Origin of the sequence: Demequina flava (assembly GCF_000975035.1) — a bacterium.
Lineage (GTDB): Bacteria > Actinomycetota > Actinomycetes > Actinomycetales > Demequinaceae > Demequina > Demequina flava.
This window is the reverse complement of the sequence record NZ_BBRA01000001.1, coordinates 1316676-1337946: the sequence shown is the minus strand read 5'-3', so window position 1 is coordinate 1337946 and position 21271 is coordinate 1316676. Positions and strand designations below refer to the sequence as shown.

General features: G+C 65.6%; 23 protein-coding genes. 7 read left to right on the top strand and 16 right to left on the bottom strand.

The annotated features are described in order from the left end of the window. Positions 1 to 90: 90 nt before the first annotated feature. The 7 genes from AOP74_RS06235 to AOP74_RS06205 all read right to left on the bottom strand — a co-directional run bounded on the left by AOP74_RS06235 (position 91) and on the right by AOP74_RS06205 (position 7897). Entirely contained in the window at positions 91 to 417 is a 327-nt protein-coding gene (locus AOP74_RS06235) for a hypothetical protein (protein WP_061961454.1), read from the bottom strand. Positions 418 to 439: 22 nt separating this feature from the next. Further along, positions 440 to 1381 carry a carbohydrate ABC transporter permease gene (locus AOP74_RS06230; RefSeq protein ID WP_061961453.1) on the bottom strand — a complete coding sequence of 314 codons (942 nt, stop codon included), beginning with the start codon at positions 1379 to 1381 and terminating at the stop codon, positions 440 to 442. Beyond that, positions 1381 to 2454 (bottom strand): carbohydrate ABC transporter permease, encoded by a 1074-nt coding sequence (locus tag AOP74_RS06225; RefSeq protein WP_236683733.1) that lies wholly within the window; start codon positions 2452 to 2454, stop codon positions 1381 to 1383. Before AOP74_RS06225 ends, AOP74_RS06230 begins: the two co-directional genes overlap by 1 nt. An 88-nt stretch (positions 2455 to 2542) precedes the next feature. Beyond that, positions 2543 to 3934 (bottom strand): ABC transporter substrate-binding protein, encoded by a 1392-nt coding sequence (locus tag AOP74_RS06220; protein ID WP_061961452.1) that lies wholly within the window; start codon positions 3932 to 3934, stop codon positions 2543 to 2545. Between the two features lie 215 nt (positions 3935 to 4149). Next, positions 4150 to 4563, bottom strand: coding sequence for a sterol carrier family protein (locus AOP74_RS06215; RefSeq protein ID WP_061961451.1), 414 nt, complete (start codon positions 4561 to 4563; stop codon positions 4150 to 4152). Positions 4564 to 4711: 148 nt separating this feature from the next. Next, on the bottom strand, positions 4712 to 7015 hold the full coding sequence (purL, locus tag AOP74_RS06210) for a phosphoribosylformylglycinamidine synthase subunit PurL (RefSeq protein ID WP_061961450.1): 2304 nt from the start codon (positions 7013 to 7015) through the stop codon (positions 4712 to 4714). A gap of 240 nt (positions 7016 to 7255) precedes the next feature. Next, complete coding sequence (locus tag AOP74_RS06205) at positions 7256 to 7897, bottom strand: hypothetical protein (RefSeq protein WP_061961449.1); 642 nt, start codon at positions 7895 to 7897, stop codon at positions 7256 to 7258. Between the two features lie 157 nt (positions 7898 to 8054). On the opposite strand from AOP74_RS06205, the gene AOP74_RS12220 reads away from it, so the two are divergent. Continuing rightward, a complete protein-coding gene (locus AOP74_RS12220; RefSeq protein ID WP_160297464.1) occupies positions 8055 to 8198 on the top strand; it encodes a hypothetical protein in 144 nt (47 codons plus the stop codon). Positions 8199 to 8530: 332 nt separating this feature from the next. Here AOP74_RS12220 and AOP74_RS06200 read toward each other — a convergent pair whose 3' ends face one another. Beyond that, positions 8531 to 8920, bottom strand: a complete 390-nt coding sequence (locus AOP74_RS06200; protein WP_061961448.1) for a hypothetical protein — start codon at positions 8918 to 8920, stop codon at positions 8531 to 8533. Between the two features lie 312 nt (positions 8921 to 9232). Here AOP74_RS06200 and AOP74_RS06195 point away from each other — a divergent pair, with 312 nt between their 5' ends. Then, on the top strand, positions 9233 to 9715 hold the full coding sequence (locus tag AOP74_RS06195; protein WP_061961924.1) for a phosphoribosyltransferase: 483 nt from the start codon (positions 9233 to 9235) through the stop codon (positions 9713 to 9715). Here AOP74_RS06195 and AOP74_RS06190 read toward each other — a convergent pair. Both AOP74_RS06190 and AOP74_RS06185 read right to left on the bottom strand, forming a co-directional pair. Further along, positions 9712 to 10098, bottom strand: a complete 387-nt coding sequence (locus tag AOP74_RS06190; protein ID WP_061961923.1) for a VOC family protein — start codon at positions 10096 to 10098, stop codon at positions 9712 to 9714. The two genes, AOP74_RS06195 and AOP74_RS06190, sit on opposite strands and share 4 nt — an antisense overlap. Continuing rightward, entirely contained in the window at positions 10098 to 10376 is a 279-nt protein-coding gene (locus AOP74_RS06185; RefSeq protein WP_061961447.1) for an ArsR/SmtB family transcription factor, read from the bottom strand. Before AOP74_RS06185 ends, AOP74_RS06190 begins: the two co-directional genes overlap by 1 nt. Positions 10377 to 10467: 91 nt before the next feature. On the opposite strand from AOP74_RS06185, the gene AOP74_RS06180 reads away from it, so the two are divergent. After that, positions 10468 to 11688: a hypothetical protein gene (locus AOP74_RS06180; RefSeq protein WP_061961446.1), complete on the top strand. Its 1221-nt coding sequence runs from the start codon at positions 10468 to 10470 to the stop codon at positions 11686 to 11688. Positions 11689 to 11718: 30 nt separating this feature from the next. Then, positions 11719 to 12135, top strand: coding sequence for a rhodanese-like domain-containing protein (locus AOP74_RS06175; protein ID WP_061961445.1), 417 nt, complete (start codon positions 11719 to 11721; stop codon positions 12133 to 12135). A 16-nt stretch (positions 12136 to 12151) separates the two neighbouring features. Here the strand turns inward: AOP74_RS06175 and AOP74_RS06170 are convergent, their stop codons facing one another. The 3 genes from AOP74_RS06170 to AOP74_RS06160 all read right to left on the bottom strand — a co-directional run bounded on the left by AOP74_RS06170 (position 12152) and on the right by AOP74_RS06160 (position 13369). Then, positions 12152 to 12427, bottom strand: a complete 276-nt coding sequence (locus tag AOP74_RS06170; RefSeq protein WP_061961444.1) for a Txe/YoeB family addiction module toxin — start codon at positions 12425 to 12427, stop codon at positions 12152 to 12154. Further along, the gene (locus AOP74_RS06165; protein ID WP_061961443.1) at positions 12424 to 12675 is read right to left on the bottom strand and encodes a type II toxin-antitoxin system Phd/YefM family antitoxin; all 252 of its coding nucleotides are present in this window, start codon (positions 12673 to 12675) and stop codon (positions 12424 to 12426) included. The genes AOP74_RS06170 and AOP74_RS06165 overlap by 4 nt, the downstream gene beginning before the upstream one ends. A 79-nt stretch (positions 12676 to 12754) precedes the next feature. Beyond that, the gene (locus AOP74_RS06160) at positions 12755 to 13369 is read right to left on the bottom strand and encodes a hypothetical protein (RefSeq protein ID WP_152649196.1); all 615 of its coding nucleotides are present in this window, start codon (positions 13367 to 13369) and stop codon (positions 12755 to 12757) included. A gap of 183 nt (positions 13370 to 13552) precedes the next feature. On the opposite strand from AOP74_RS06160, the gene metZ reads away from it, so the two are divergent. From metZ to AOP74_RS06145, 3 genes are all read left to right on the top strand, one after another. After that, on the top strand, positions 13553 to 14770 hold the full coding sequence (metZ, locus tag AOP74_RS06155) for an O-succinylhomoserine sulfhydrylase (protein WP_061961922.1): 1218 nt from the start codon (positions 13553 to 13555) through the stop codon (positions 14768 to 14770). Positions 14771 to 14872: 102 nt separating this feature from the next. Beyond that, the gene (locus tag AOP74_RS06150) at positions 14873 to 15553 is read left to right on the top strand and encodes a hypothetical protein (RefSeq protein ID WP_152649195.1); all 681 of its coding nucleotides are present in this window, start codon (positions 14873 to 14875) and stop codon (positions 15551 to 15553) included. Further along, positions 15550 to 16992 (top strand): PrsW family intramembrane metalloprotease, encoded by a 1443-nt coding sequence (locus tag AOP74_RS06145; protein WP_061961440.1) that lies wholly within the window; start codon positions 15550 to 15552, stop codon positions 16990 to 16992. The genes AOP74_RS06150 and AOP74_RS06145 overlap by 4 nt, the downstream gene beginning before the upstream one ends. On the opposite strand, the gene AOP74_RS06140 is transcribed toward AOP74_RS06145, so the two are convergent. The 3 genes from AOP74_RS06140 to pntB all read right to left on the bottom strand — a co-directional run bounded on the left by AOP74_RS06140 (position 16989) and on the right by pntB (position 21267). After that, positions 16989 to 19367 (bottom strand): heavy metal translocating P-type ATPase, encoded by a 2379-nt coding sequence (locus AOP74_RS06140; RefSeq protein WP_061961921.1) that lies wholly within the window; start codon positions 19365 to 19367, stop codon positions 16989 to 16991. The two genes, AOP74_RS06145 and AOP74_RS06140, sit on opposite strands and share 4 nt — an antisense overlap. A gap of 38 nt (positions 19368 to 19405) precedes the next feature. Then, the gene (locus tag AOP74_RS06135) at positions 19406 to 19633 is read right to left on the bottom strand and encodes a heavy-metal-associated domain-containing protein (protein WP_061961920.1); all 228 of its coding nucleotides are present in this window, start codon (positions 19631 to 19633) and stop codon (positions 19406 to 19408) included. 242 nt (positions 19634 to 19875) lie between these two features. Continuing rightward, positions 19876 to 21267, bottom strand: a complete 1392-nt coding sequence (pntB, locus tag AOP74_RS06130; RefSeq protein ID WP_061961439.1) for a Re/Si-specific NAD(P)(+) transhydrogenase subunit beta — start codon at positions 21265 to 21267, stop codon at positions 19876 to 19878. Positions 21268 to 21271: the final 4 nt, after the last annotated feature.

Sequence of the window (21271 nt, the reverse complement as noted above, 5' to 3'; positions counted from 1 at the left end):
CTCAGCGACGCACGGCGCGCCAGGGTTTGCCCTTAGCCGCGCCAAGAACGAGAGGGGACCGTGGGTGGCGCGGCCTACGTCAGGTGAGCGTCAGTCGTCACTGTCTGAAGCATCGGCCCGCTGCGACTCCTTGAGGCGCTTGGGCGTGGAGCGGTCAAGCCACACCGCGGCCAGGCCCCCGAGAACTCCGCCCAGGATCGCGCAACCCGCCCCGATCAGCATTGCGACCGTGAACGTGCCGACGGCCGTGGTGTTGGGCAGGACCAGCGCGATCACGACACCGATGACGAGACCGAGCACCACACCCGTGCCCACGACGCGGCCAAAGCGCGGTGCCAGCCGGAACTGGGCGGGCACGGCATCGTGCTTGGCGTCCTCGACGTTGCGGGGCTGTTCGGGAGTGTTCTGCTCGGTCACGGCACCAGTGTACGAGTCGCGATCAACCCTTCGTGGATCCGGCCAGGAGGCCGCGGACAAAGTAGCGCTGCAGCGAGAAGAACACGATCAGCGGAATGATCATCGAGATGAACGCCGCAGGCGGCACCAGGTACGCGTACTGGCCATAGTCACCGGCCAGGTTGGAGATCGGATAGGTCAGCGGGTAGGTGTCCGCGCTTCCGAACACGGCGGAGACCAGCAGGTCGTTCCATACCCACAGGAACTGGAAGATCGCCAGCGACGCCACCGCGGGTAGCGACAGCGGGATGATGATGCGGAAGAACATCTGCGTGTGGCTCGCGCCGTCCACACGGGCGGCCTCGAGGACCTCGCGCGGAATATGCGACACAAAGTTGTGCAGCAGGAAGACCGATAGCGGTAGCGCGAAGATCGTGTGCGCAATCCACACGCCTCCGAACTCTCCAGCCAGTCCAAGGTTCTCCGGTCCCAACAGGCGCAGCAGCGGAATGAGGGCCAACTGCAGTGGCACCACCTGGAGCGCGAAGATCAGCACAAACAGGAAGCTCGAGCCCTTGAACGGAATCCACGCGAACGCGTAGGCCGCCATCAGACCCAGCACCACCGGGAAGACCACGGACGGGACCGTCACGACGATCGAGTTGAAGACGTATTCGATCAGTGGCGGCGCCGTGGAGTTGTCGCCAAAGGAGTCGAAGAGCACCTGGTTGAAGTTCTGGAAGGTGAGACCACCATCGGCCATCACCGTCCACCACGCGTCGGTGCGATAGCGGTCGCCCGGGATGAGCGAGGTCATGAACAGTGCGACCGTCGGAATGGTCCAGGCGACAGCGATGATGATCGCCGCTGCCGTTGCCCATGGACTCGTCAGGTTCTTCTTCGCCTTGGCCGAGCGCGTGAGGCTCTTGCCCTTCGTCGGCTTCGTGTCGTCGACGGGATGCTGGGGAGGCATGGTGACACTCATCAGCGGGCCTCCTTCACCTTGTTGAGGGATCTGACGTTGTAGATGACCACCGGAATCACGAAGACGAAGAGGATGACCGCGAGCGCGGCACCCAGGGCCTCACGGCCCTCCACGAAGCTCAGGACGTACATGCGGTTGGCCACGATGTCGGTGTTGTCTCGCCCCTGAGTGACGGTGCGGACAATGTCGTAGACCTTCAACGCCATGATCGTGATCGTTGTGAGAACCACGACGATCGTGCTGCGGATGGACGGCACGGTGATGCGCCAGAAGCGCTGCCAAGCGCTAGCGCCGTCCAGGGACGCCGCCTCGTTCATTTCCTGAGGAACGCCCTTGATCGCGGCGGACAGGATCACCATGGCGAATCCTGTCTGGATCCACACCAGGATGACGATCAGCCAGAAGGTATTCCACGGATCGTCACGCAGGAAGTTGTACGGGTCAAGGCCCACGAGCTCACGCAGGGCATTGAGCATTCCTGTTTGCTCGCCGACCTGGTTGTAGTCGTACATGATGTTGCCCCAGATAACCGAGGCGCCCACGAGCGAGATAGCCATGGGCATGAACACCAGCGACTTGAGTACCTTTTCGCCCTTGGCGCGGTCAATGAAGACCGCGTAGGCGAGACCGAAGCCGGTCGACATCAGCGGCACCAAGATCATCCACACAAAGGTGTTCAGGATGGTGCGCAGGGTCGAGGGGTCTGAGAACGCGAAGCGGTAGTTGTCGAGTCCGACGAACTGCATCGTTGTGGTGAAGATGCCTGTGTCGGGGTCGGGCTCGTTGGTGATCTCGTTGAACGACAACCACGTGGTGTCGAGCGCCGGGTAGACGAGGCCGACGCCGAGCAGCACCAGCACGGGCGCCACCAGCACGACGAGTTGGACCTTGTCGCGGGTGCGTCCCTTGATGAGGTCCGCGCCGAACATCACGATCGCGATGATCGCAATGAAGGCGATGATCGCGATCATCCCGAACAGCAGGTTCTGGCCCTGAGAAGCCCAGAAGTCGGTTCCCAGGTCGGTCGCTGTTCTCAACGGAGAACTGACCGCTCCGTGCTCTGTCGACAGCATCGTCGACCCCTTTCAGCTCGCAGAGGGTAAAGCGGGCCCGGTGGGGCCACGCGGTTAGCGCGACCCCACCGGGTTGAGCAATGCGGGTTTACGGCCAGGCGTTGTCGATGTTCGACAGCACCGTCGACAGATCCGTTCCGCTCACATAGTCGTTCATACCAGTCCAGAACGCCGAAGCGCCAACTTCAGCTGGCATGAGGTCCGATGCGTCGAAGCGGAAGATCGTGTCCTCGCCCTGGAGAATCTCGATCGAGGCCTGTCCGATGGGGCTGGACGCGTTGGCCGGGTCGAGACCCTTGTTGGCCGAGATGACGCCTCCAATAGAGACGCGCTCGTTGGCCCAGGTGTCCGAGGACAGGTACGCCTGCAGCGCGGCCGTCTCGGGGTTCTCGTTGAACGCCGCGACGAACTCGCCACCACCGGTGACGGCAGAGCCATCATCAGCATTGACGTTCGGGGTCAGGAAGGCCCAGATGTCGCCGTCCTCTGCAACGGTCGTGCCCTCTGGCCACTGTGCCTCGTAGAACGAAGCCTGGTGGTGCAGCGAGCAGTTGCTGTCGAGAATCTGCAGTCCGGCCTCCTGGAAGGAGGTGTCCACGATCGATGCTGCGTCACCCAGACCACCGTTGATGAAGTCGGGGTTCGTAGCGATCTCACCGAAGGACTCGAAGGCCTGCGTGATCTCGTCAGACTGGAAGGTCAGGTCGCCTGCGACCCACTGGTCATAGGCCTCGGGGCCCTGCTGGCGAAGGACGAGGTCCTCGATCCAGTCAGTACCAGCCCAACCGGTCGCCGTTCCAGACTCGAAGCCGATGCACCAAGGCTTGTACGCGTCGCCGGAGCCACCGTTGTCAGCCATGGTCTGGGTGAGAGTCATCATCTCGTCCCAGGTGGTCGGGACTTCGTAGCCGTTCTCTTCGAACTCACTTGGCGAGTACCAGACCCAGCCCTTGACCGAAGCCATCAGCGGAGCTGCGTAGAAAGTCGTACCGACCGTTCCGTAGTTCTTCCAGTCCTCAGACCAGAACTCATCCACGTTTGCGGACACGGCATCAGGAGCAGCAACCACGGCGCCCGTACCGACCACGCGCTGGAGCAGTCCAGGCTGGGGGATGATCGCGAGGTCAGGCGGGTTACCGCCCTCGACGCGAACGTTGATTTCAGTCTCGAACTCGTCGGAACCGTTGTAGGTCACGTCGATGCCGGTGCAGTCCTCGAACGGCACGATCGACTCGGTCAGTTGTTCGGCCTCGACACCGGAGATCGTGCCGTAAAGCTCAACCTCACCGCCGTCGAAGGTGCCGTAGTCAGCGAAGTCCTCGCATCCAGCAGCCATCTCGCCGCCGGTGTCTTCGCTCTCCATCGCATCGTCCGTCGCGGCTGAGGTCGACTCCTCGTCAGAGCCATCACTCGAACAGCCCGCCAGGACGAGTCCGGCAGCCGTCAGTGCGGCCACCGTTCCAATCATTGTGCGTTTCATGCCGTAGCACCCCTTCTCCTCATTGAGCTGGGCCGTAACTCCGAAGCCGGGGTCACGGCGGCGTCCGCTTGCAGGTCCGTACACCGTTTACGCAAACGCTTACATTTAACCTACGGAGCGTTTCGCGGGACTGTCTACTTATGCGGGGCGGATGTCACCGAATCGTGACATTTCCAGGGTGCACGCTGACAACTGGTCAGGCGTTGCCGGCGCATTCAGTCCAGCGGAAGGAGAGCAGAAAGGTCCGAGCGCTCCCCTGACGCGTCGACATCGCCGGCGGCCACGGCATCGGCCCACGTGACTGCACCCGTCACCAAACTGAGCCACACCTCAGGCTTCACCTCGACCACCGCGGGCGGCGTACCGCGCCTGTGCGTCGCGCCTTCGATGCACTGGGTGGCCCCGAATGGCGGCACGCGCACCTCGACGGAGTTGCCAGGCGCGCGAGCTGTAAGTTCTTCGAGCGAGTAGCGGACCGCGGTCGCGACCGTTGCGCGGTCAACCTTGGGCTGAGCGTCCTGTGCGGTCGCGGCGGCCGGCGCATGGAGGTCGCGTTCTCTATGCGACGCGCTCCAATTGCGCACGGCGGCGCGTCCGACCTCTGGCTTGATCCGACGTCGAGCAGGCATAGCACCAGGGTGGCACATGTTGCCCGTCAAGAACTCGCGGCCACACGGATCAGGTTGGCCGGTGCATGCGGGGTCACCAGGACCTGATCCGCTCACCGCAGTTCCTTCACGCGGTGAGCTCGAGACGGGCGCGTAGCCCCGGCGCGCCTTAAGCGAAGCGCTTGGGAAGCGGCGCCTCCCAGGCCTCGCGCAGTTCCGCCAATGGCAGGTCAAACTGACCCTGGACCTCGATGGACTCCTCAGGCACTGTGTAGCCGATGCGCACGGCGGGAACGCCGCGGGCCTCGAGCATCGCGGTGAAGCGAGGCTCGTCCTCGCGGATGATCCCGACGAGCACGCGGCCCTGGGTCTCGGAAAACAACGCCTGGGCGGGAGTCACGCCGTCACGCTCGCACAGCTCGTCGAGCACCACGCGGGCACCAACGCCGTAACGCAGCGAAGCCTGAGCCAGCGCGGCAGCCAGGCCGCCGTCGCCGATCTCGCGGGCAGCGTCGGCCAGGCCGTCGCGCGACGCGGCCACCATGACCTCGGCGAGGGTCTTCTCCGCCTCGATGTCGACAGCCGGCGGCAGCCCACCCAAGTGGCCTTGGACCTGCGCGTAGCGCGAGCCGTTCAGGTCCGCGTCGGTCGAGCCAAGCACGTACAGAATCAGCCCGTCCTGGCGCCAGCCTGCAGGCGTCACGCGCTCCACATCATCGAAGATGCCGAGCATGCCGACGATTGCGGTCGGGTTGATCGACGAGTCGATGCGTCCGGGCTCACCGGTGCCGTTGTACAGCGACACGTTGCCGCCGGTGACGGGAACGCCGAGTTCCTTGCAGACGTCGGCGAGACCACGGATGGCCTCGACGAACTGCCACATGGCGTCGGGGTCCTCGGGAGAACCGAAGTTCAGTCCGTCGGTGATTGCGGTCGGGGTCGCACCTGCCACAGCCACCGCGCGGTACGCCGCGACGACGGACTGGCGCGCACCCTCGTAGGGGTCGAGCTTGGTGAACAAGTCGTTGGACCGCGTCGCAATCGCGACGCCACGGCCAGTCTCCTCGTCCACGCGCACCACGCCCACGCCATCGGGGCGGGCCATCGCGGTGTTGCCCTGCACGTAGCGGTCGTACTGGTTGGTGATCCACGAACGGTCCGCCATGTTCGGCGAGGTCAGCAGCTCGAGAACCGAGGCGCGCAACGCATCACCGTCGGCCGGGAGATCTGCCGCAAAAGCATCGGCCTGAAGCCCGTCCATCCACGCGGGGCGCGCGTAAGGCCGGTCGTAGGTGGGGCCCTCGTGGGCCACCGTGCGGGGGTCAACGTCGACGATGCGCACACCGTGGTGGTCGATGGTCAGGCGACCGGAGTCGTTGACCTCGCCAACGACCGACGACTCGACGTCCCACTTCGACGTGATGGCCATAAACGCCTCGAGCTTGTCCGGCGTCACGACCGCCATCATGCGCTCCTGCGACTCCGACATGAGGATCTCGCCGGCGTTCAGGGTGGGGTCGCGCAGCAGGACATCGTCAAGCCACACGTGCATGCCGCCGGTGCCGTTGCTCGCGAGCTCCGAGGTCGCGCACGAGATGCCCGCGGCGCCAAGGTCCTGAATACCCTCGACCACGTCCGCGTGGAAGAGCTCAAGGCAGCACTCGATGAGCACCTTCTCCATGAACGGGTCGCCCACCTGGACAGAGGGGCGCTTCGCGGGAACGCCGTCCTCGAACGTCTCGGAGGCCAAGATCGACGCGCCACCGATGCCGTCGCCACCCGTGCGTGCACCGAACAGCACGACCTTGTTGCCGGGGCCATGTGCGGAAGCGAGGTGGATGTCCTCGTGCTTCATGACACCCACGCACAGCGCATTCACCAGGGGGTTTCCCTGGAACGAGGGATCAAAGATGGAGCCGCCGCCGATGTTGGGCAGGCCCAGCGAGTTGCCGTACGAGCCCACGCCGCTCACCACGCCGTGCACGACGCGCGAAGTGTCGGGGTGGTCGATGTCGCCAAAGCGCAGCTCGTCCATCGCGGCCACGGGACGGGCACCCATCGCCAGAATGTCGCGCACGATGCCGCCCACGCCGGTTGCGGCGCCCTGGTGCGGCTCCACATACGAGGGGTGGTTGTGCGACTCAACCTTGAAGGTGACCGCCCAGTTGTCGCCAATGTCCACGACGCCGGCGTTCTCGCCCATGCCGACCATGAGGCGTTCCTTCATCTCCGGCGTGGTCTTCTCGCCGAACTGCTTCAGGTGCACCTTGGATGACTTGTACGAGCAGTGCTCCGACCACATCACGGAGTACATCGCCAGCTCGGCAGCGGTGGGACGGCGGCCCAGCAGCTCCACGATGCGGTCGTACTCATCAGGCTTGAGTCCCAGTTCCGCGAAAGGCATCTCCTGGTCGGGAGTTGCGGTGGCGTCCTCAACGGTGTCGAGGGTCTGGCTGGCGGGTGCGTCGGTCATGTCATCCCTTGGGTGTGCGGCCGGTACGCACGAATCCTACCGGCGCGCGCGGTGGGCGGCGTCGCGGGGTGGGCTCCGGCTCACTGCGCAGGGGGCACGGACATCGGGCCGAGGCCCGGGTCACGCTCCGTACCGAAGTGCCGACAATCTGGTCAGGGCGAGGACGAGGCCTGCGGGAGTTGGAGCAACTGGCGTCGCGTTTATCGGCGCTTCGGAACAAGACGGACGTTGACGTCGGGCCTACGAATCCGCCAGCGCTGGAAGGTCCCACGTCGCCGCGAAGCCTTCGAGATAAGCATCAAGATGAGGACCGGCGTCAATGGAGTCCCCGCTGGTCCACACGGCCACGCCATCGATGTCCTCGCCGTTCCACGAGAATGAGGGACCCTCCGGATCAAACACCCTCGTCACACCAAAGCCGTAGTCAGCCACGCGAGTCACATCGTCGGGGTTGAGCTGCGCGATTGCCTCGCTCAGAATGCCATCGCTACCAACCGACCAGTGATAGCGGTAGAGAATCCGCCCGCCGTCGCGCATAAGGAAGGGGTCATCGGCGGCGTCACAGTAGACGAGGTCAGCAGTCGCGCCTACGCGTGGAGTCAGGTGGAAGCGACACAGTGTCCAGCCCGGAGATGACGAGTACATGTCGGATTCGACAGAGGTCACGTACCAGGCACCGAAGTCACCAGCCGCGGTCTCATAGGGCATCAGGCCACCCTCGATCGGATACGCCCGCACATCCTGGCCATCAGGGCCCACCGACTGCACCTCAAGCGAATCGATGTCGATAGGAGCTATTCCTTCAAAGTACGGCGGTGCTCCGCCCATGATCGTTGGCACCCGCGGATCAGCATCAGTGTCGTCGAACGCGGGCCATGTCATGTCGCCTTGATAGCCGACCCATCCCGGGGCCGAGAATGGGATCGGCAGGAGGTCGTCACTCGTGTCCCCCGCCCAACGACCGGGGTAGTCATCATGCGGCCACCCCAACCCGGATGGGTTCGCGATGCTCTCCGACTCGAGGTGCGCAGTCCATTCAGTGAGCGACCCGGTTGTATCGGCGCTGCTCGCAGGCTCCGGAGACGGACCCGTTGAGTCCGAACTTGAGTTGACCGACAGTTCGGGCCGTGGCTCGGACGAGGACGTAGCGGGTTCTGTCGTCGCGTCAGACTTCACAGGCTGAGAGCATCCCGAAACCGCGAGGAGCACACCCAGTCCGAGCGCAATTGATACCCGTCGTCCCACTGTGGATTCCCCTCGTAGCGACCTTCACCTGCAGGACCCACGCTACATGCGAGAACTTGGGGGCAGCCTCGGAGTTTGGGCTCCGGCTCACCGCAGAGTGTTCTCGGGCATCGGGCCGATGCCCGGGTCACGCTCCGTACCAAAGTGCCGACGTCGCGGGTTGGGGGCTGGCGCAGCGTGCGGGGCAGTTGAGGGTGCGGTCGGAATCATCGGCATTTCGACACAGCGCGGGGGTACGAGTGGCGGTGCGGGCGGCGTCGCGGTGCAGGGCTAGCGGCGAGAAAGCCGGCGGGCCTCGGCGAGAAGGTCTGCGTGGGATGCTCCCGGCGCTTCGATGTGCAACAGCTCTGTCCCTTCCCATTCGACGCGCGCGACAAGCGGCAGCATGTCGACGGCGTGAGACAGGTCCTCGGGCGCAGCGCCGCGGTCAACCCACAGCACGTGTGTGAACCCGGAGCGACGGGAGGTCCCGCAGTCCAGGATGCCGCCGTCGTCGATCGGCGTTGGCGGGGTGGCGACGTCCCCGCGGGCATTGCGGCGCCCAGGCAGCGAGTCGTCATCAACCTCGACCGCGGGAGAGAAGTCCTCGGCGTCACCCAAGCCACGGGCAACCTGATCGAGGACCTCGGGGGTCTCGTCACTTTCTTGCACCATTGCCATACCTGTCTCATCGACCAGTTCGCCTCAGCGCATGAGGCATATGTTCCATCAGACCCCATTTCACGCACTTTGTGAAGACATCTCCCGCCACTGTCCCCGTAGAGTTGCGTCATGGATTGGCTCTTGACCACTGCCCTGATCATCGCGCTGGTCGGCGCCGCGCTCCTCGCGATCAACCTCCAGGCCACCCGTCGCCGGGTGTACCGGCTTGAGCACCAGCTCGCCGGCCACGACGCACCCGAGGTCCCACTCGAGCGAGACTCAACCGCAGCCTCGGCCGAGGCTGGCTCACCTGACGAACGCGAGCGCGAGATTCTGACGTGGCCGGGTTTTGGCGACGCGACGCGCGAGCTCGCGCAGACGGTGGTCGACGATGGCTTTGAGCCCGATGTCGTGGTCGCCGTGGCGCGCGGTGGGCTGCCGATCGGCGGCGCGATCTCATACGCGCTCGGCATCAAGGGCGTCGGCACGCTCAATGTCGAGTTCTATACGGGCATTGATGAGCGCCTCGACAAGCCCGTTCTGCTCCCGCCCCTGCTGGACACGGCGGCGATGGACGGCATGAAGGTGCTGGTCGCCGACGACGTCGCGGACACCGGCGAGACCCTCGCGCTCGTGAAGAACCTGATGAAGCAGCACGCCTCCGAGGTTCGTACGGTCGTGCTGTACGCGAAGTCCCGCTCGGTGATTGACCCCGATTACGTGTGGAAGCGCACTGACGGCTGGATCACGTTCCCGTGGTCCGCCCTCCCGCCCGTGACTGCCGACGGAATCCACCCGGAAACGGGCCGCTAGTCCTGCTGCGCGAGCTGAATGAGGTTTCCGCAGGTGTCGTCGAGGATGGCAGTGGTGACCGGACCCATCGCGGTCGGCGGCTGAGTAAACGACACGCCTAGGTCGACGAGGCGCGCGTACTCCGCCTCGACGTCATCGACCGCAAAGGAGGTGGCGGGGATTCCGTCGGCGACCAGCCCCTCCTGATACGGCGCGACGATCGGGTGTCCGGCAGGTTCAAGCAGTAGCTCAAACCCCTGCTCACCCGGGTTCGCGACCGTTAGCCAGCGGTTGCCGCCACCCAGGTCCATGTCATGGCGCTCCTCGAAGCCGAGCACGCGGGTGTAGAAGTCCTTGGCACGGTCTTGGTCGGTGACGAAGACGGATGCGAGGTGGATGCGGATCATGAGGTGCTCCTGTCTGGCCACCGCTGCGGGATCTCCCGTAGCGGCGCCGTGTTGAGGGTGTGAAACGTGTAGCGGCCTTCACGCCTGCGCTCCACGAGACCAGCCTCATCGAGCACCGCGAGGTGCTGCGAGATTGCCTGCCGGGTGAGCGTCAGCGCGTGGTCAGAGCGAAGGCGGTTCATGAGCTCAAACAGGGTCTGCTCATCCCGCTGCGCGAGGGCATCCATGATGGCGCGCCGCGCTGGGGCGGTGAGTGCATCAAAGATGTCGGTCATGCCTTCGACAATAGGCAAGCGCACGCTTGCATGCAAGTGGAGACTTGCCTATCGACCTCTGCCGGCGGTAACGCCTTGATACCGTGCCCGGATGGGGAGCACCGATGCGCCACGCGCACTGACCGTCGTGGCAACGGCGGCCGCAATCGCACTGACGTCCTGGTTGGCGAGCTCACAAGAGCAGGACGCGCGCGAACGTGAGGGCACCCAAGCGCTCATCGCCATGCCCGTCGGCACGCACGACACTGCTGTGATCGACCGCAACGAAGAAGCGGAGTGGAGCGCAAGCGACTGGGGGCGCGTGATCTCTCAGGACGCTCTCGACGCGTTCCTTGTGGAAGCCAATGGCGAGGGCGCTCAGGCCGCAACGATCGCCCGCTCGGGCCAAGAGGTTTGGGTCCAACGGGCCGATGCTGCGGACCAGGCAGGCGAGAACGCCCGGGTTGATCTTGGCGAAGCGGCCGGGGTCGATGGCGAGTGGGACTGGTCAGCGGTCGTCGCCGAGGGCGGCGCACCGGGTGCGGGCGAAGTGACGTTGCCGGCTACAACCGCTCAGGAACTTGGGCTCCGGCTCGGGGACGACATCACCGTGGGGTACGAAGCCACGAATGTCGAGGCCGCGATCGGGCCCCGCACCATCAGCGCTCTCACCTACGACGTCCCCGTGGGACAAGCGGTGTCTAACGCAGCCGTCGTGTTCTTGTCCCCGAACGATCCCGGGTTGGCGCAGATCCGCGAAGACGCGACCATGGACACCTCTGGCGAGCAGATTGCGCCGCTGACAACCGACGTGGTGTGGCAGAACGCCACCACAGCGACAAACGAGACCTTCTACGAGGAGCGCACGACTTCATTCGAGTCCGATGCCGCCCTCCGTGCTCTGTGGATCGGGGCACTTGCCGGCGTGGGCGCGCTCGCCCTCGTGACCATCGCGGCATTCGCGGCACGGCCCAAGACGCCCCAGGCCGCGAGCGCCGAGGACATACCTGGATGGTGGGCGCGCCGCACGTGGGGTGACATAGGCGCCATGGGCGCTCTGGCTGGAGCGGCGATAGGAATCGGCGCAACTCAGCTGACCTACATAAGCGCGAACCGCGACCTCGTGGAACCCCTTCCGATCGGCTTTCCGGTGGCTCCGCTGATGCCGCTGGCACTCCTCGCGCTCGCGGCGCTCATCAGTTTCCTGTCGCTCACGCAAGTCCAACGCATCATGAAGGCCAAGCAAGGGCACAGCGGCAGAACCCACCCCAGCCCTCACGCCGGCGACGGCTCCGCTACCCCGGTCACGACAGCATCGGCCCGCCTAGACTGACCCGGTACCCCACAGCGAACGGACCCCGCCATGACTGACTTTGCCGGCCACTTGACCCCCACTGAGGCGTGGGAACTCCTCGAGTCCAACCCTGATGCGCGCCTTGTCGACGTGCGTACCGCCGCAGAGTGGCAGTGGGTTGGTGTCGCGGACACGTCCTCGCTCGGACACGAACCCATCCTGATCGAGTGGGTGCAGTACCCGTCGATGTCGCGCAACCTCGACTTCGTCGACCAGCTCAAGGCCGCGGACATCCCCGAGGGCGCGCCTCTCGTGTTCCTGTGCCGCTCGGGACAGCGCTCGATCGGTGGCGCGACCGCTGCCACGGCCGCTGGCTTCGCTCCGTCGTACAACATCTCCGAGGGCTTCGAGGGTGCGGTTGACGCCGAGGGCCACCGCGGTGCGACCGGGTGGAAGGCCGCTGGCCTGCCCTGGAGTCAGGGATAACGGTGAGCCCGGAGGCTCAGTCTGAGTAGTGGTAGCGGCAGGCCGCGATCCGAAGTTCGTCATCGACAACCTTGTACACAAGTCGATGCTCATCGCTGATTCGACGGGACCAGTACCCAGATAGCCCGTGCTTCAGCTGCTCGGGCTTGCCAATGCCAGTGTGAGGGTCACCGTCCTCGGCACCGCGGAGAACGTCACGCACGACGGTATTGATCCGCTTGAGGGTCTTCCGATCCTGCGTCTGCCAGTACAGATAGTCCTGCCATGCGCTGTGGTCCCACACCAACTTCACTCGAGCAGCTCTCGCTCCTCGCCGATGCCCGATTCAAGGCGTTCAATCGACTGCAGGAGGCGACGGGCGTTCGCAGGGTTCTGAAGCAGGTACGCGGTCTCGCGCATCGACTCATAGTCAGCGAGAGACACAATCACCACGGGCTCGCGGCCCGCGCGCGTGATGACTACCTCTTCCCGATCGTCTGTGACCGAGTCGAGCACCGCCGCGTAGTTCTGGCGCGACTGTGAGTACGACATCGTCTTCATCTTCCACCTCCACAGGTACAAGATATTGTACGTCCTGCGGCCTGGACTTCACAAGCCTCGAGGCGGTGCGGAGGTGCCGTCACCCCACGCTGGCCGTGGGATGCGGAATCGGTGACGACTCGCAGTCTCCGAGGTCGATCTGCGGGGGCGGGTCGCCCTCAGGTCCGTCTGTGCCATCTGAACCGCTGCACATGCTCACCTCGGTGGCGACACCGTCGGGGTCGACCGTGATCCCGCCCGGGTCGTCGGCAACCAACACGACACCGGAGTAACCACAGTCCGACGCAGCGCCGGCGATCGCACCATCGTCGCCGGAGATGTACTGCGCGGTCACGATGGATCGCGTGCCGTTGAAACCCACGGGTTCGCCCTGCGAGTTCATGACCGCGGGGTTAGGCATGTTCTCGCCGGGATTCACCGGGTCCGCCATGACGATGTCTTGTTTGGAGTAGCCCGCGGGCGCCAAGAACGGCGTCACCCAGATGCCCCCGCCGTCGTCGTAGGTCGCTTCCCAGCACCGGTCGCCCCCGATGGAGTCCAACGTCACCGAACCTTCGACGCGGACCCCAATCAAGTCGTCGGCCTCGACGGGCGCCCCGCCGGCCCGTACTGGACCATCCGCGGATGCGGAAGCGCATCCGCCTAGCGCAGCAACGACACCCAAACTCAAGCAGGCAAGTACAACTTTTCGCATGTAACCCCCATTGGCGTTTCCGACACCGTAACAGGACGTTCGGGGCGTCTCGCAAGCCCAACGAGACCCCAGCATCGGCCCTCACCCAGCAGCCCCCCGGTGGCTAAATCTCGCTATCTGATCGACGTCAAAGAGATAAATGGAGCCATTTGTGGACGGGACGGGGGCGCTAGTCTGGTGCGCATGACGGACTTGCCTGAGAACCTCCGCGCCGACACCCTCGCACTCCACACCGGGATCCACCGGTCAGAGGCCAACGAGATGTCCGAGGGGCTCTTCCTCACCCAGGGATACGCCTACGAATCCGCGGAGCAGGCCCGCGATGCCTTCGCCGGCGACATCGACGTCTACATGTACTCGCGCTACGCCAACCCCACGGTGACCGCGTTTGAGGAGCGCCTCGCGGCGATTGAAGGCGCCGAGCGTTGCTTCGCGACCTCGACTGGCATGAGCGCGGTGTTCGTGTCGCTCGGGTCGATCCTCGCTGCCGGCGACCGGCTCGTGGCCGCCAAGGCCCTGTTCGGCTCCACGCTGCAGACCTTCACCAACTTCTTCGAGAAGTGGGGCATCCAGATCGACTACGTGGACGCCACCGACAACGTGGACTGGGAGCGCGCCCTCGCAACCCCCGCCAAGGCCGTCTTCATCGAGTCGCCCACTAACCCCATGCAGGACGTCATCGACATCCCGTTCGTCGCGGAGCTTTCCAAGAAGGCCGGCGCCACGTTCATCGTGGACAACGTCTTCGCGACGGTCATTGGCCAAAAGCCGTTGGAACTAGGGGCCGATGCCGTGGTCTACTCCGCGACCAAGCACATCGATGGTCAGGGCCGGGTTTTGGGCGGCGCGATCCTGGGTTCGGCCGAGTACATCGATGGGCCGGTCAAGCTCATGGTGCGCAACATGGGCGCGACCATCTCGCCGTTCAACGCATGGGTTCTGCTCAAGGGCCTCGAGACCCTTCCGGTGCGCGTGCGTCACCAGTCGGCTAATGCGCAGAACCTTGCGGCGTGGCTTGAGCAGCACCCGGGCGTCGCGTCCGCGCGCTACCCTCTGCTCCCGTCGCACCCCCAGCACGATCGCGCGCTCAAGCAGATGACTCTTGGCGGCACACTCGTCACGGTCGACCTCGCGGTGGGCGACGGCGTTGACCCCGCGGGACCCGAGGCGCAGGCCGCAGCGTTCCGCTTCATCAACGCGCTGAAGCTCTTTACCCCGTCCAACAACTTGGGCGACGCCAAGTCGATCTCGACGCACCCGGCCACCACGACGCACAACAAACTGTCTGTCGAGGGCCGCGCGGAAGTGGGGATCTTTGAGACCACGGTGCGCCTGTCCATTGGGCTCGAAGACGTCGAGGACCTGCGCGCGGACCTGGAGCAGGCGCTCGCTGCGGTGTAAATCCTGACCAGCGGCCGATGCCGTGGCTGAGACGATCTGCCACCATCCGGCGCGTTCGGTGAGGCGCGCGGTTTCCCGCCTGCCGCGTGCTAGTTTCTCGCCATGAGCGCGCGTGTGCCCCGGGGTGGGGCACAAAGCCGCTCGCAGGACACATATCTGAGTGAGGGCGGCTCCGCCCGCCCCTCGCTCCCCCTGTCTCTCCGCCTGATCTCCCTTCCCAGCTGGCCCGGCGCGCTCTTCATGGCGACCATCGCTGTGGCGTTCGTGTTCGGACTGCCCTGGCTAGCATCGGCCCTGCCTACGCAAGAGGGCATTGAAGAGCCCGCCGCGCGCACGCTCGCCGTCAACTCGCCCGGTTCCGCAACCGTCACGATCACCTTGGAAGACGGCTGGAACATTGCGGACGACTCCATCAATGGCCCCGACTCGACGTCCGTCACGCTCGTGAATGCGGGAGCCACCTTCGCCGTAACGCCGCCGCGCGCACTCGGCCCGGACGCGACACTCGACGACGTGCTCGCTGAGGCGACCGTCGCGCTGGCGGAGGACCCTTCGAGCGGGTGGGTAATCTCGGACCCGGTCCCGATCACCACGGACGCGAACGATCCAGGACAGTGCATCACCGCCTCCACCACCACCGATCTTCAGTTCACGTGCGCGGTGCTCCACGGCGGCTCGTACGCCACTTTTGAGGCGGACTCCCCCTCCGCGACATGGCCCGCACTTCAAGATGGTGTGGCCGCGATGGTCTTATCAACCACCTTCTCTCAGGGCCCCACGTGAGCATCTCCGGCGGAGTCTCGGAATCCGCACCCCAGACCGTTGCGCTCGCGACCGTGAAGCGCGCCCTGCCGCGCACTCCCACCTTTGTCGACACCCGCTCATGGGTGTTCTGGGTGGGTTGCGCAATCACCCTTTACGGCGCCATCACCTGGATGCCATTGGTGATGGGACGTCTACAAAGCCACCCCGCGACGGCTGTTTTGTCTGCGATCGCGTGGCTCATGTACGGCTTCGTCTTCATTGTGATCCTGTACCGGATGGAGCTGTTTGAGCGCCGGTCGCCCATCACGGTGTTGGGCGCGCTCGCGTGGGGCGGCCTCGCGGCCCCCGGCATGGCCGCGGTCGCGGCGCCAGCGATGCACGACATCGTCACCGCGGTAGTGCCGGTCCCCGACGAGTGGGTGGCGTCCTTCGCGGCGCCCCTTGTGGAGGAACCGCTCAAGTGGCTCGGGGTCGTGGCGCTGGCAATGATTCCCGGTGCTCGCGTGCGCTCTGCGGCCGACGGACTGTTCTACGGCGCCGTGATTGGCCTGGGCTTCCAGGTATCCGAGTCTTTCCTCTACACAGCCGTCATCAGCGCGGACGGCACTGCCACCACCGTGTTCGCGATGGTGCTGTTGCGCGGCGTTGTGGGCGGGCTGTGGAACCACCCCACCTACACAGCGATGGCCGGCGCGGGCGTGGGGTACTTCTTCAACGCGTCCGCCTCGCGTGGCCGGCGGTGGTTTGTCCTGCTCGGAACACTCGGCCTGGCCATGGCGGTCCACGGCTTCTTCGACACCCCCATCGTGAACGCCAACGTGTGGATCAGTTCGATCACCAAGGGCGTCCCGGTGCTCGTACTGTTCCTGATCGTGCTGCGCTGGGCGCACCTCAGGGAACGCCGCACCTTCGCTGGCCTTGCCGCCGAGGTGGTGCCCGACGATCTCGTCAGCCCCGCGCACTTCCGCCTCCTCGCCGCGCGTCGCACCCGTCGCGAAGTACGCCGCGAGGCTAAGCGCGCTGCCGGTCGCGCGGCCGACCGGACCTTGAAGTACTTTCAAGGGGCTCAACTCAGCCTGCTCACCGCGACGCACGAGGACGGCTGGGGGTCACCGCGCACAGAGGAACTCTCGCGCGATGTCGCCGAGCTGCGCGACGAACTCATCGAGATCTACCGCGAGGCGGGTGTGACGCGTGGCCCGGGACTCGGCCTGATCGATCGGCCCGAGCGGAGGCGCTCAACGCGCGCGCTCCAGGACTGGGCGGGCCAGACGCGCGAGCGCATCGACACCGAAGGCCTACGCACGGTCGCCCGGTCCACAGGCGAGATCGCGATCCGGAAAATCCCCAAGCGCCGCCCGCGCACGAGCGAGGTGGCTACGACCGACCAGTTCCCCACCGGTGCACAGGCGCCCACAACCGGCCTCGACGAACCCGCCGAGCCCAAGCAGGACTAGCGCGGACGGTGTCCCGCGAAGCCGCGCAGCCTCAGGGAGTTGCCAACCACGAACAGGCTGGACCCACCCATGGCCGCCGCAGCGATCATGGGGTTCAGGATGCCCAGCGCCGCCAGAGGAATCGCCGCCGTGTTGTACGCGAAGGCCCAGAAAAGGTTGCCCCTGATAGTGCCGAGCGTCCTTCGCGACAGGGCAATGGCATCGGCCGCGGCCCTGAGATCACCAGAAACAATCGTGAGGTCCGAGGCCTCCCGTGCGACATCCGTGCCCGTTCCGACCGCGAGGCCCAGGTCTGCCTGCGCAAGCGCCGGCGCGTCGTTCACGCCGTCGCCAACCATCGCCACCCGGGCACCATCGGCTTGAAGGTCGCGGATGACGTCGGCCTTGTCGCCAGGGAGAACCTCAGCGATGACGCGTTCGATCCCGACCTCACGGGCCACAGCCTGCGCCGCCCGCTCGTTGTCGCCGGTCAGCAGCACCACGTCAAGGCCCAGGTCCCGGAAGGCACGAATGGCTTCGGCAGACGATGGCTTCACGGTGTCGCTCACCATCAGCGCTGCCTCAGCACGGGCCGATGCTCGGGTCGCCAACACTGCGCCGACACCTTCCGCGGTGGCCACCGGCGAGATGCGTCCGGCGAATACCGCAGTCTGGCCGCGGGACTCCGCGTCGCTCGCGAGTGCCTCCAGTTCGTCGGGGATCACGTCGAACATGCGACGCGCGCCCACCAGGACGTCAGCGTTGCCGCCGTCCGCACCAGCGCGTTGCACCGTGGCAGCGACGCCGTGACCCGCGACCGACCGGAAGCCCTTGAGCTTGACCCGGCCCTCCCGGGAGTTGGCAATCGCCTGGGCGATCGGGTGCTCAGAGCGAGCCTCGACCGAGGCGACTGCGTTGAGCAAAGTCTCCACGGCATCGGCCCCATGATCGCGTTCCACGGCAGGGGCTTGTGCGTCGACGAGGGTCATCTTGCCCTCGGTGACCGTGCCGGTCTTGTCGAGCACGATGGTCGTGACATCGCGGGTGTCCTCGAGAGCCTCGGGGCCGCGGACGAGGACGCCGAGCTGGGCGCCTCGGCCGGTGCCGACCATGATGGCCAGCGGCGTGGCGAGACCCAGGGCGCAGGGGCAGCTGATGATGAGGACCGCGACGGCCGCCGTGAAGGCGGCGTTTCCGTCGCCGGTGATGGCCAGCCAGCTCACCAGGGTGATCAGCGCGACCGCGATCACGATGGGGACAAAGATGCGTGAAATGCGGTCAGCCAGGCGCTGCACGCGGGCACGGCCCGATTGCGCGTCGTCGACCATCTGCGCGATCTGGGCGAGCATGGTCTCGGAGCCGACCTTGGTGGCTTCAACCGTGATGGACCCGTCGGTAGCAATGGTTCCGCCCACGACCTCGGCGCCTTCTTCCGCGCGGACTGGGACCGATTCTCCGGTGATCATCGACGCATCGACGGCCGCTCCACCCTCGACGACGGTGCCGTCGGTCGCGATGGTTTCGCCGGGACGGACAATGAAGCGCATGCCCACCTCGAGCTGATCACGGTCGATCACCGTGCCGTCCTCAAGGCGAGCGGTCTTGGACTGGCGGGAACTGAGGGCGCGGATGGCGTCGCCGGCCTTGGCGGTCGAGCGCACCTCCATCCACTTGCCCAGCAGGATCAGGGTAACGATCACGCCAGCGGTCTCGTAATAGATGTGGGCACCAGGCATGGCACCCGCGGCGTGCGCGAGAACGACCACCGTCGACCACACCCACGCGGCCATCGTTCCCATCGTGACCAGGGTGTCCATGTTGGTGCTGCCGTGGCGCACACTCATGAGGGTGGACCGGTGGAACGGCCATGCGGACCACCACACAATCAGGGTCGCAAGCGCGGCCGCCAGCCACTCCCAGCCGGTGAACTGCCATCCCGGGATCATTGAGATCAGCATGAGCGGGAGGCTGAGGATCGCGGAGACGATGAAGCGGCGGCGGTAATCCGCGATGCGGGAGGCGTCGGCCTTCATGTGGGCCGCGTGCTCGTCGCCGTGGTCATCGTGGTCGCCGCCGTCACTCACGTGGGCGCCATGCTCGGCGTGCTCGCCTGCGCTTGCAGCGGACGTCGCGCGCGGCTTGGTGATCACGCCGTACCCAAAGCCCTCGATGGTCTCCCGCATCGCAGCGTCGAGCTGATCCGGGTCGATGGCGCCGTCGGAGCGCACCGTGGCGCGACGCGTGGCGTAGTTGACCACGGCGTCCTCGACGCCTGGAAGCTTTGCGAGTCCGCCCTGAATTGTCGCGGCGCAACTCGAGCAGGTCATGCCGTCCACTGCCAGGGATACCGAGGACGTCTGACTGGCAGCGCCCGGTGCCGTCGGCGCGACGGGCACCTGCACACTCTCTGAGACGTGAACTCCGTGGTCCCGGGTCATGAGGACACCGAGTACCCGGCCTCCGTGACGGCCTCGTCGATGGTGAACTCGAGGTCAGCGGCGGGCACGGTGCCGTCTGGGGTGACCTCGACGCGGCCGGACTCGTGGTCGACGGCGGCGGTCATGATGCCGTCGGAGGCCTCGAGCGCTTCGCGCACGGACGTGGCGCATCCATTACACGTCATGCCGATCACAGTGACGGTGATGAGTGGTGAGTCAGGCATGGTGAAACCTCCGTGTCGATGAACGATAACTTCACGGTAAACCTTCCACTGCACTGGAATGTCAAGGCGTTCGCCTCATGACGCTCTCGGCGCGCTCCCAAGTCGCCTCCGGCCCTTTCGGTGGAGAACCTGCGGCCCAGAGAATCGGGTTCAGCTGGCTGCGCACGTCTCTGGGAACCCGAATCGGCTCACCGCAGATCCTTCACCAGCAAGCGGGAGAAGAACGCGGGGTGAAGAGCCAGCTAGACGCGCGCGGTCATCGCGGCGAGGATCGCCTCGACCTGATCCTTCGCGTCGCCAAAGAGCATCTCCGTGTTCTCCTTGAAGAACAGTGGGTTCTGCACACCCGCGTAGCCGGTGGCCATGGACCGCTTGAACACCACGACGCTCTTCGCGTTCCACACCTCAAGCACCGGCATGCCGGCAATCGGCGAGGACGGGTCGTCCAGCGCCGCGGGGTTCACGGTGTCGTTCGCACCGATCACCAGCACCACGTCGGTGTCGGGGAAGTCGTCGTTGATTTCGTCGAGTTCGAGCACGATGTCGTAGGGCACGCGAGCCTCGGCCAGGAGCACGTTCATGTGGCCAGGAAGCCTTCCCGCCACGGGGTGCACCGCAAAGCGCACCTTGACTCCCTGTTCACGCAGGCGGGACACCAGATCAGCGACCGGGTACTGCGCCTTGGCCACGGCCATGCCGTAACCGGGCGCGATGACCACCGACTTCGCCGTCGCCAACTGGTCTGCCAACGCTGAAGCGCTGGTCTCCTGGTGCGTGCCCGTCACTTCGGCCCCACCGGAGGACGTCTCGCCACCGAATCCGCCGAGGATCACCGCGAGGAACTTCCGGTTCATGGCCTTGCACATCAGGTAGGACAGGATCGCGCCGGAGGCACCCACGAGGGCACCGGTCACGATGAGCAGGTCATTGCCGAGCATGAAGCCCGCGGCAGCCGCGGCCCAGCCCGAGTAGGAGTTGAGCATCGAGACCACGACGGGCATATCTCCACCGCCGATGGCCGCGACCAGGTGGTAGCCCAACGCGAGCGCCAGCACCGTCATCAGAATCAGCGGCCACACCGACGGAGCCGCCAGGAACCACACCATCAGCGCGGCGGATGCGACCAGGATGCCGACATTCAGCGCGTGACGCCCCGGCAAAGTGAGGGGCTTGGAGGACATCCGCGCAGAAAGCTTGAGGTACGCGACGATCGAGCCCGTGAACGTCACGGCGCCGATCAGGACACCCAGGAACACCTCGACCAGGTGCATCGCGTCGTGCCCCTCGGTCAGGTACGAGTTGTAGCCAATGAGCACCGCCGCCAGACCCACAAAGGAGTGCAGCAGAGCGATCAGCTCGGGCATCTGCGTCATCTCGACGGTCCGGGCGCGGTAGATGCCGACGGATGCGCCAATCAGCAGGACGCAGGCAATCAGCAGAAGCGTCACGCCCCAAGCACGCTCAGACTGATCCAGCGCGAGGGCAATCGTGGCGAGAATCGCGATACCCATGCCGGCCATGCCGAGCAGGTTTCCGCGGCGCGCGGTGGTCTGCTTGGACAGCCCCGCGAGCGACAGGATGAAGAGGACGGCGGCCACCAAGTAGGCGACCTGGGCGATGCTGGTGAGAGTCATCGCA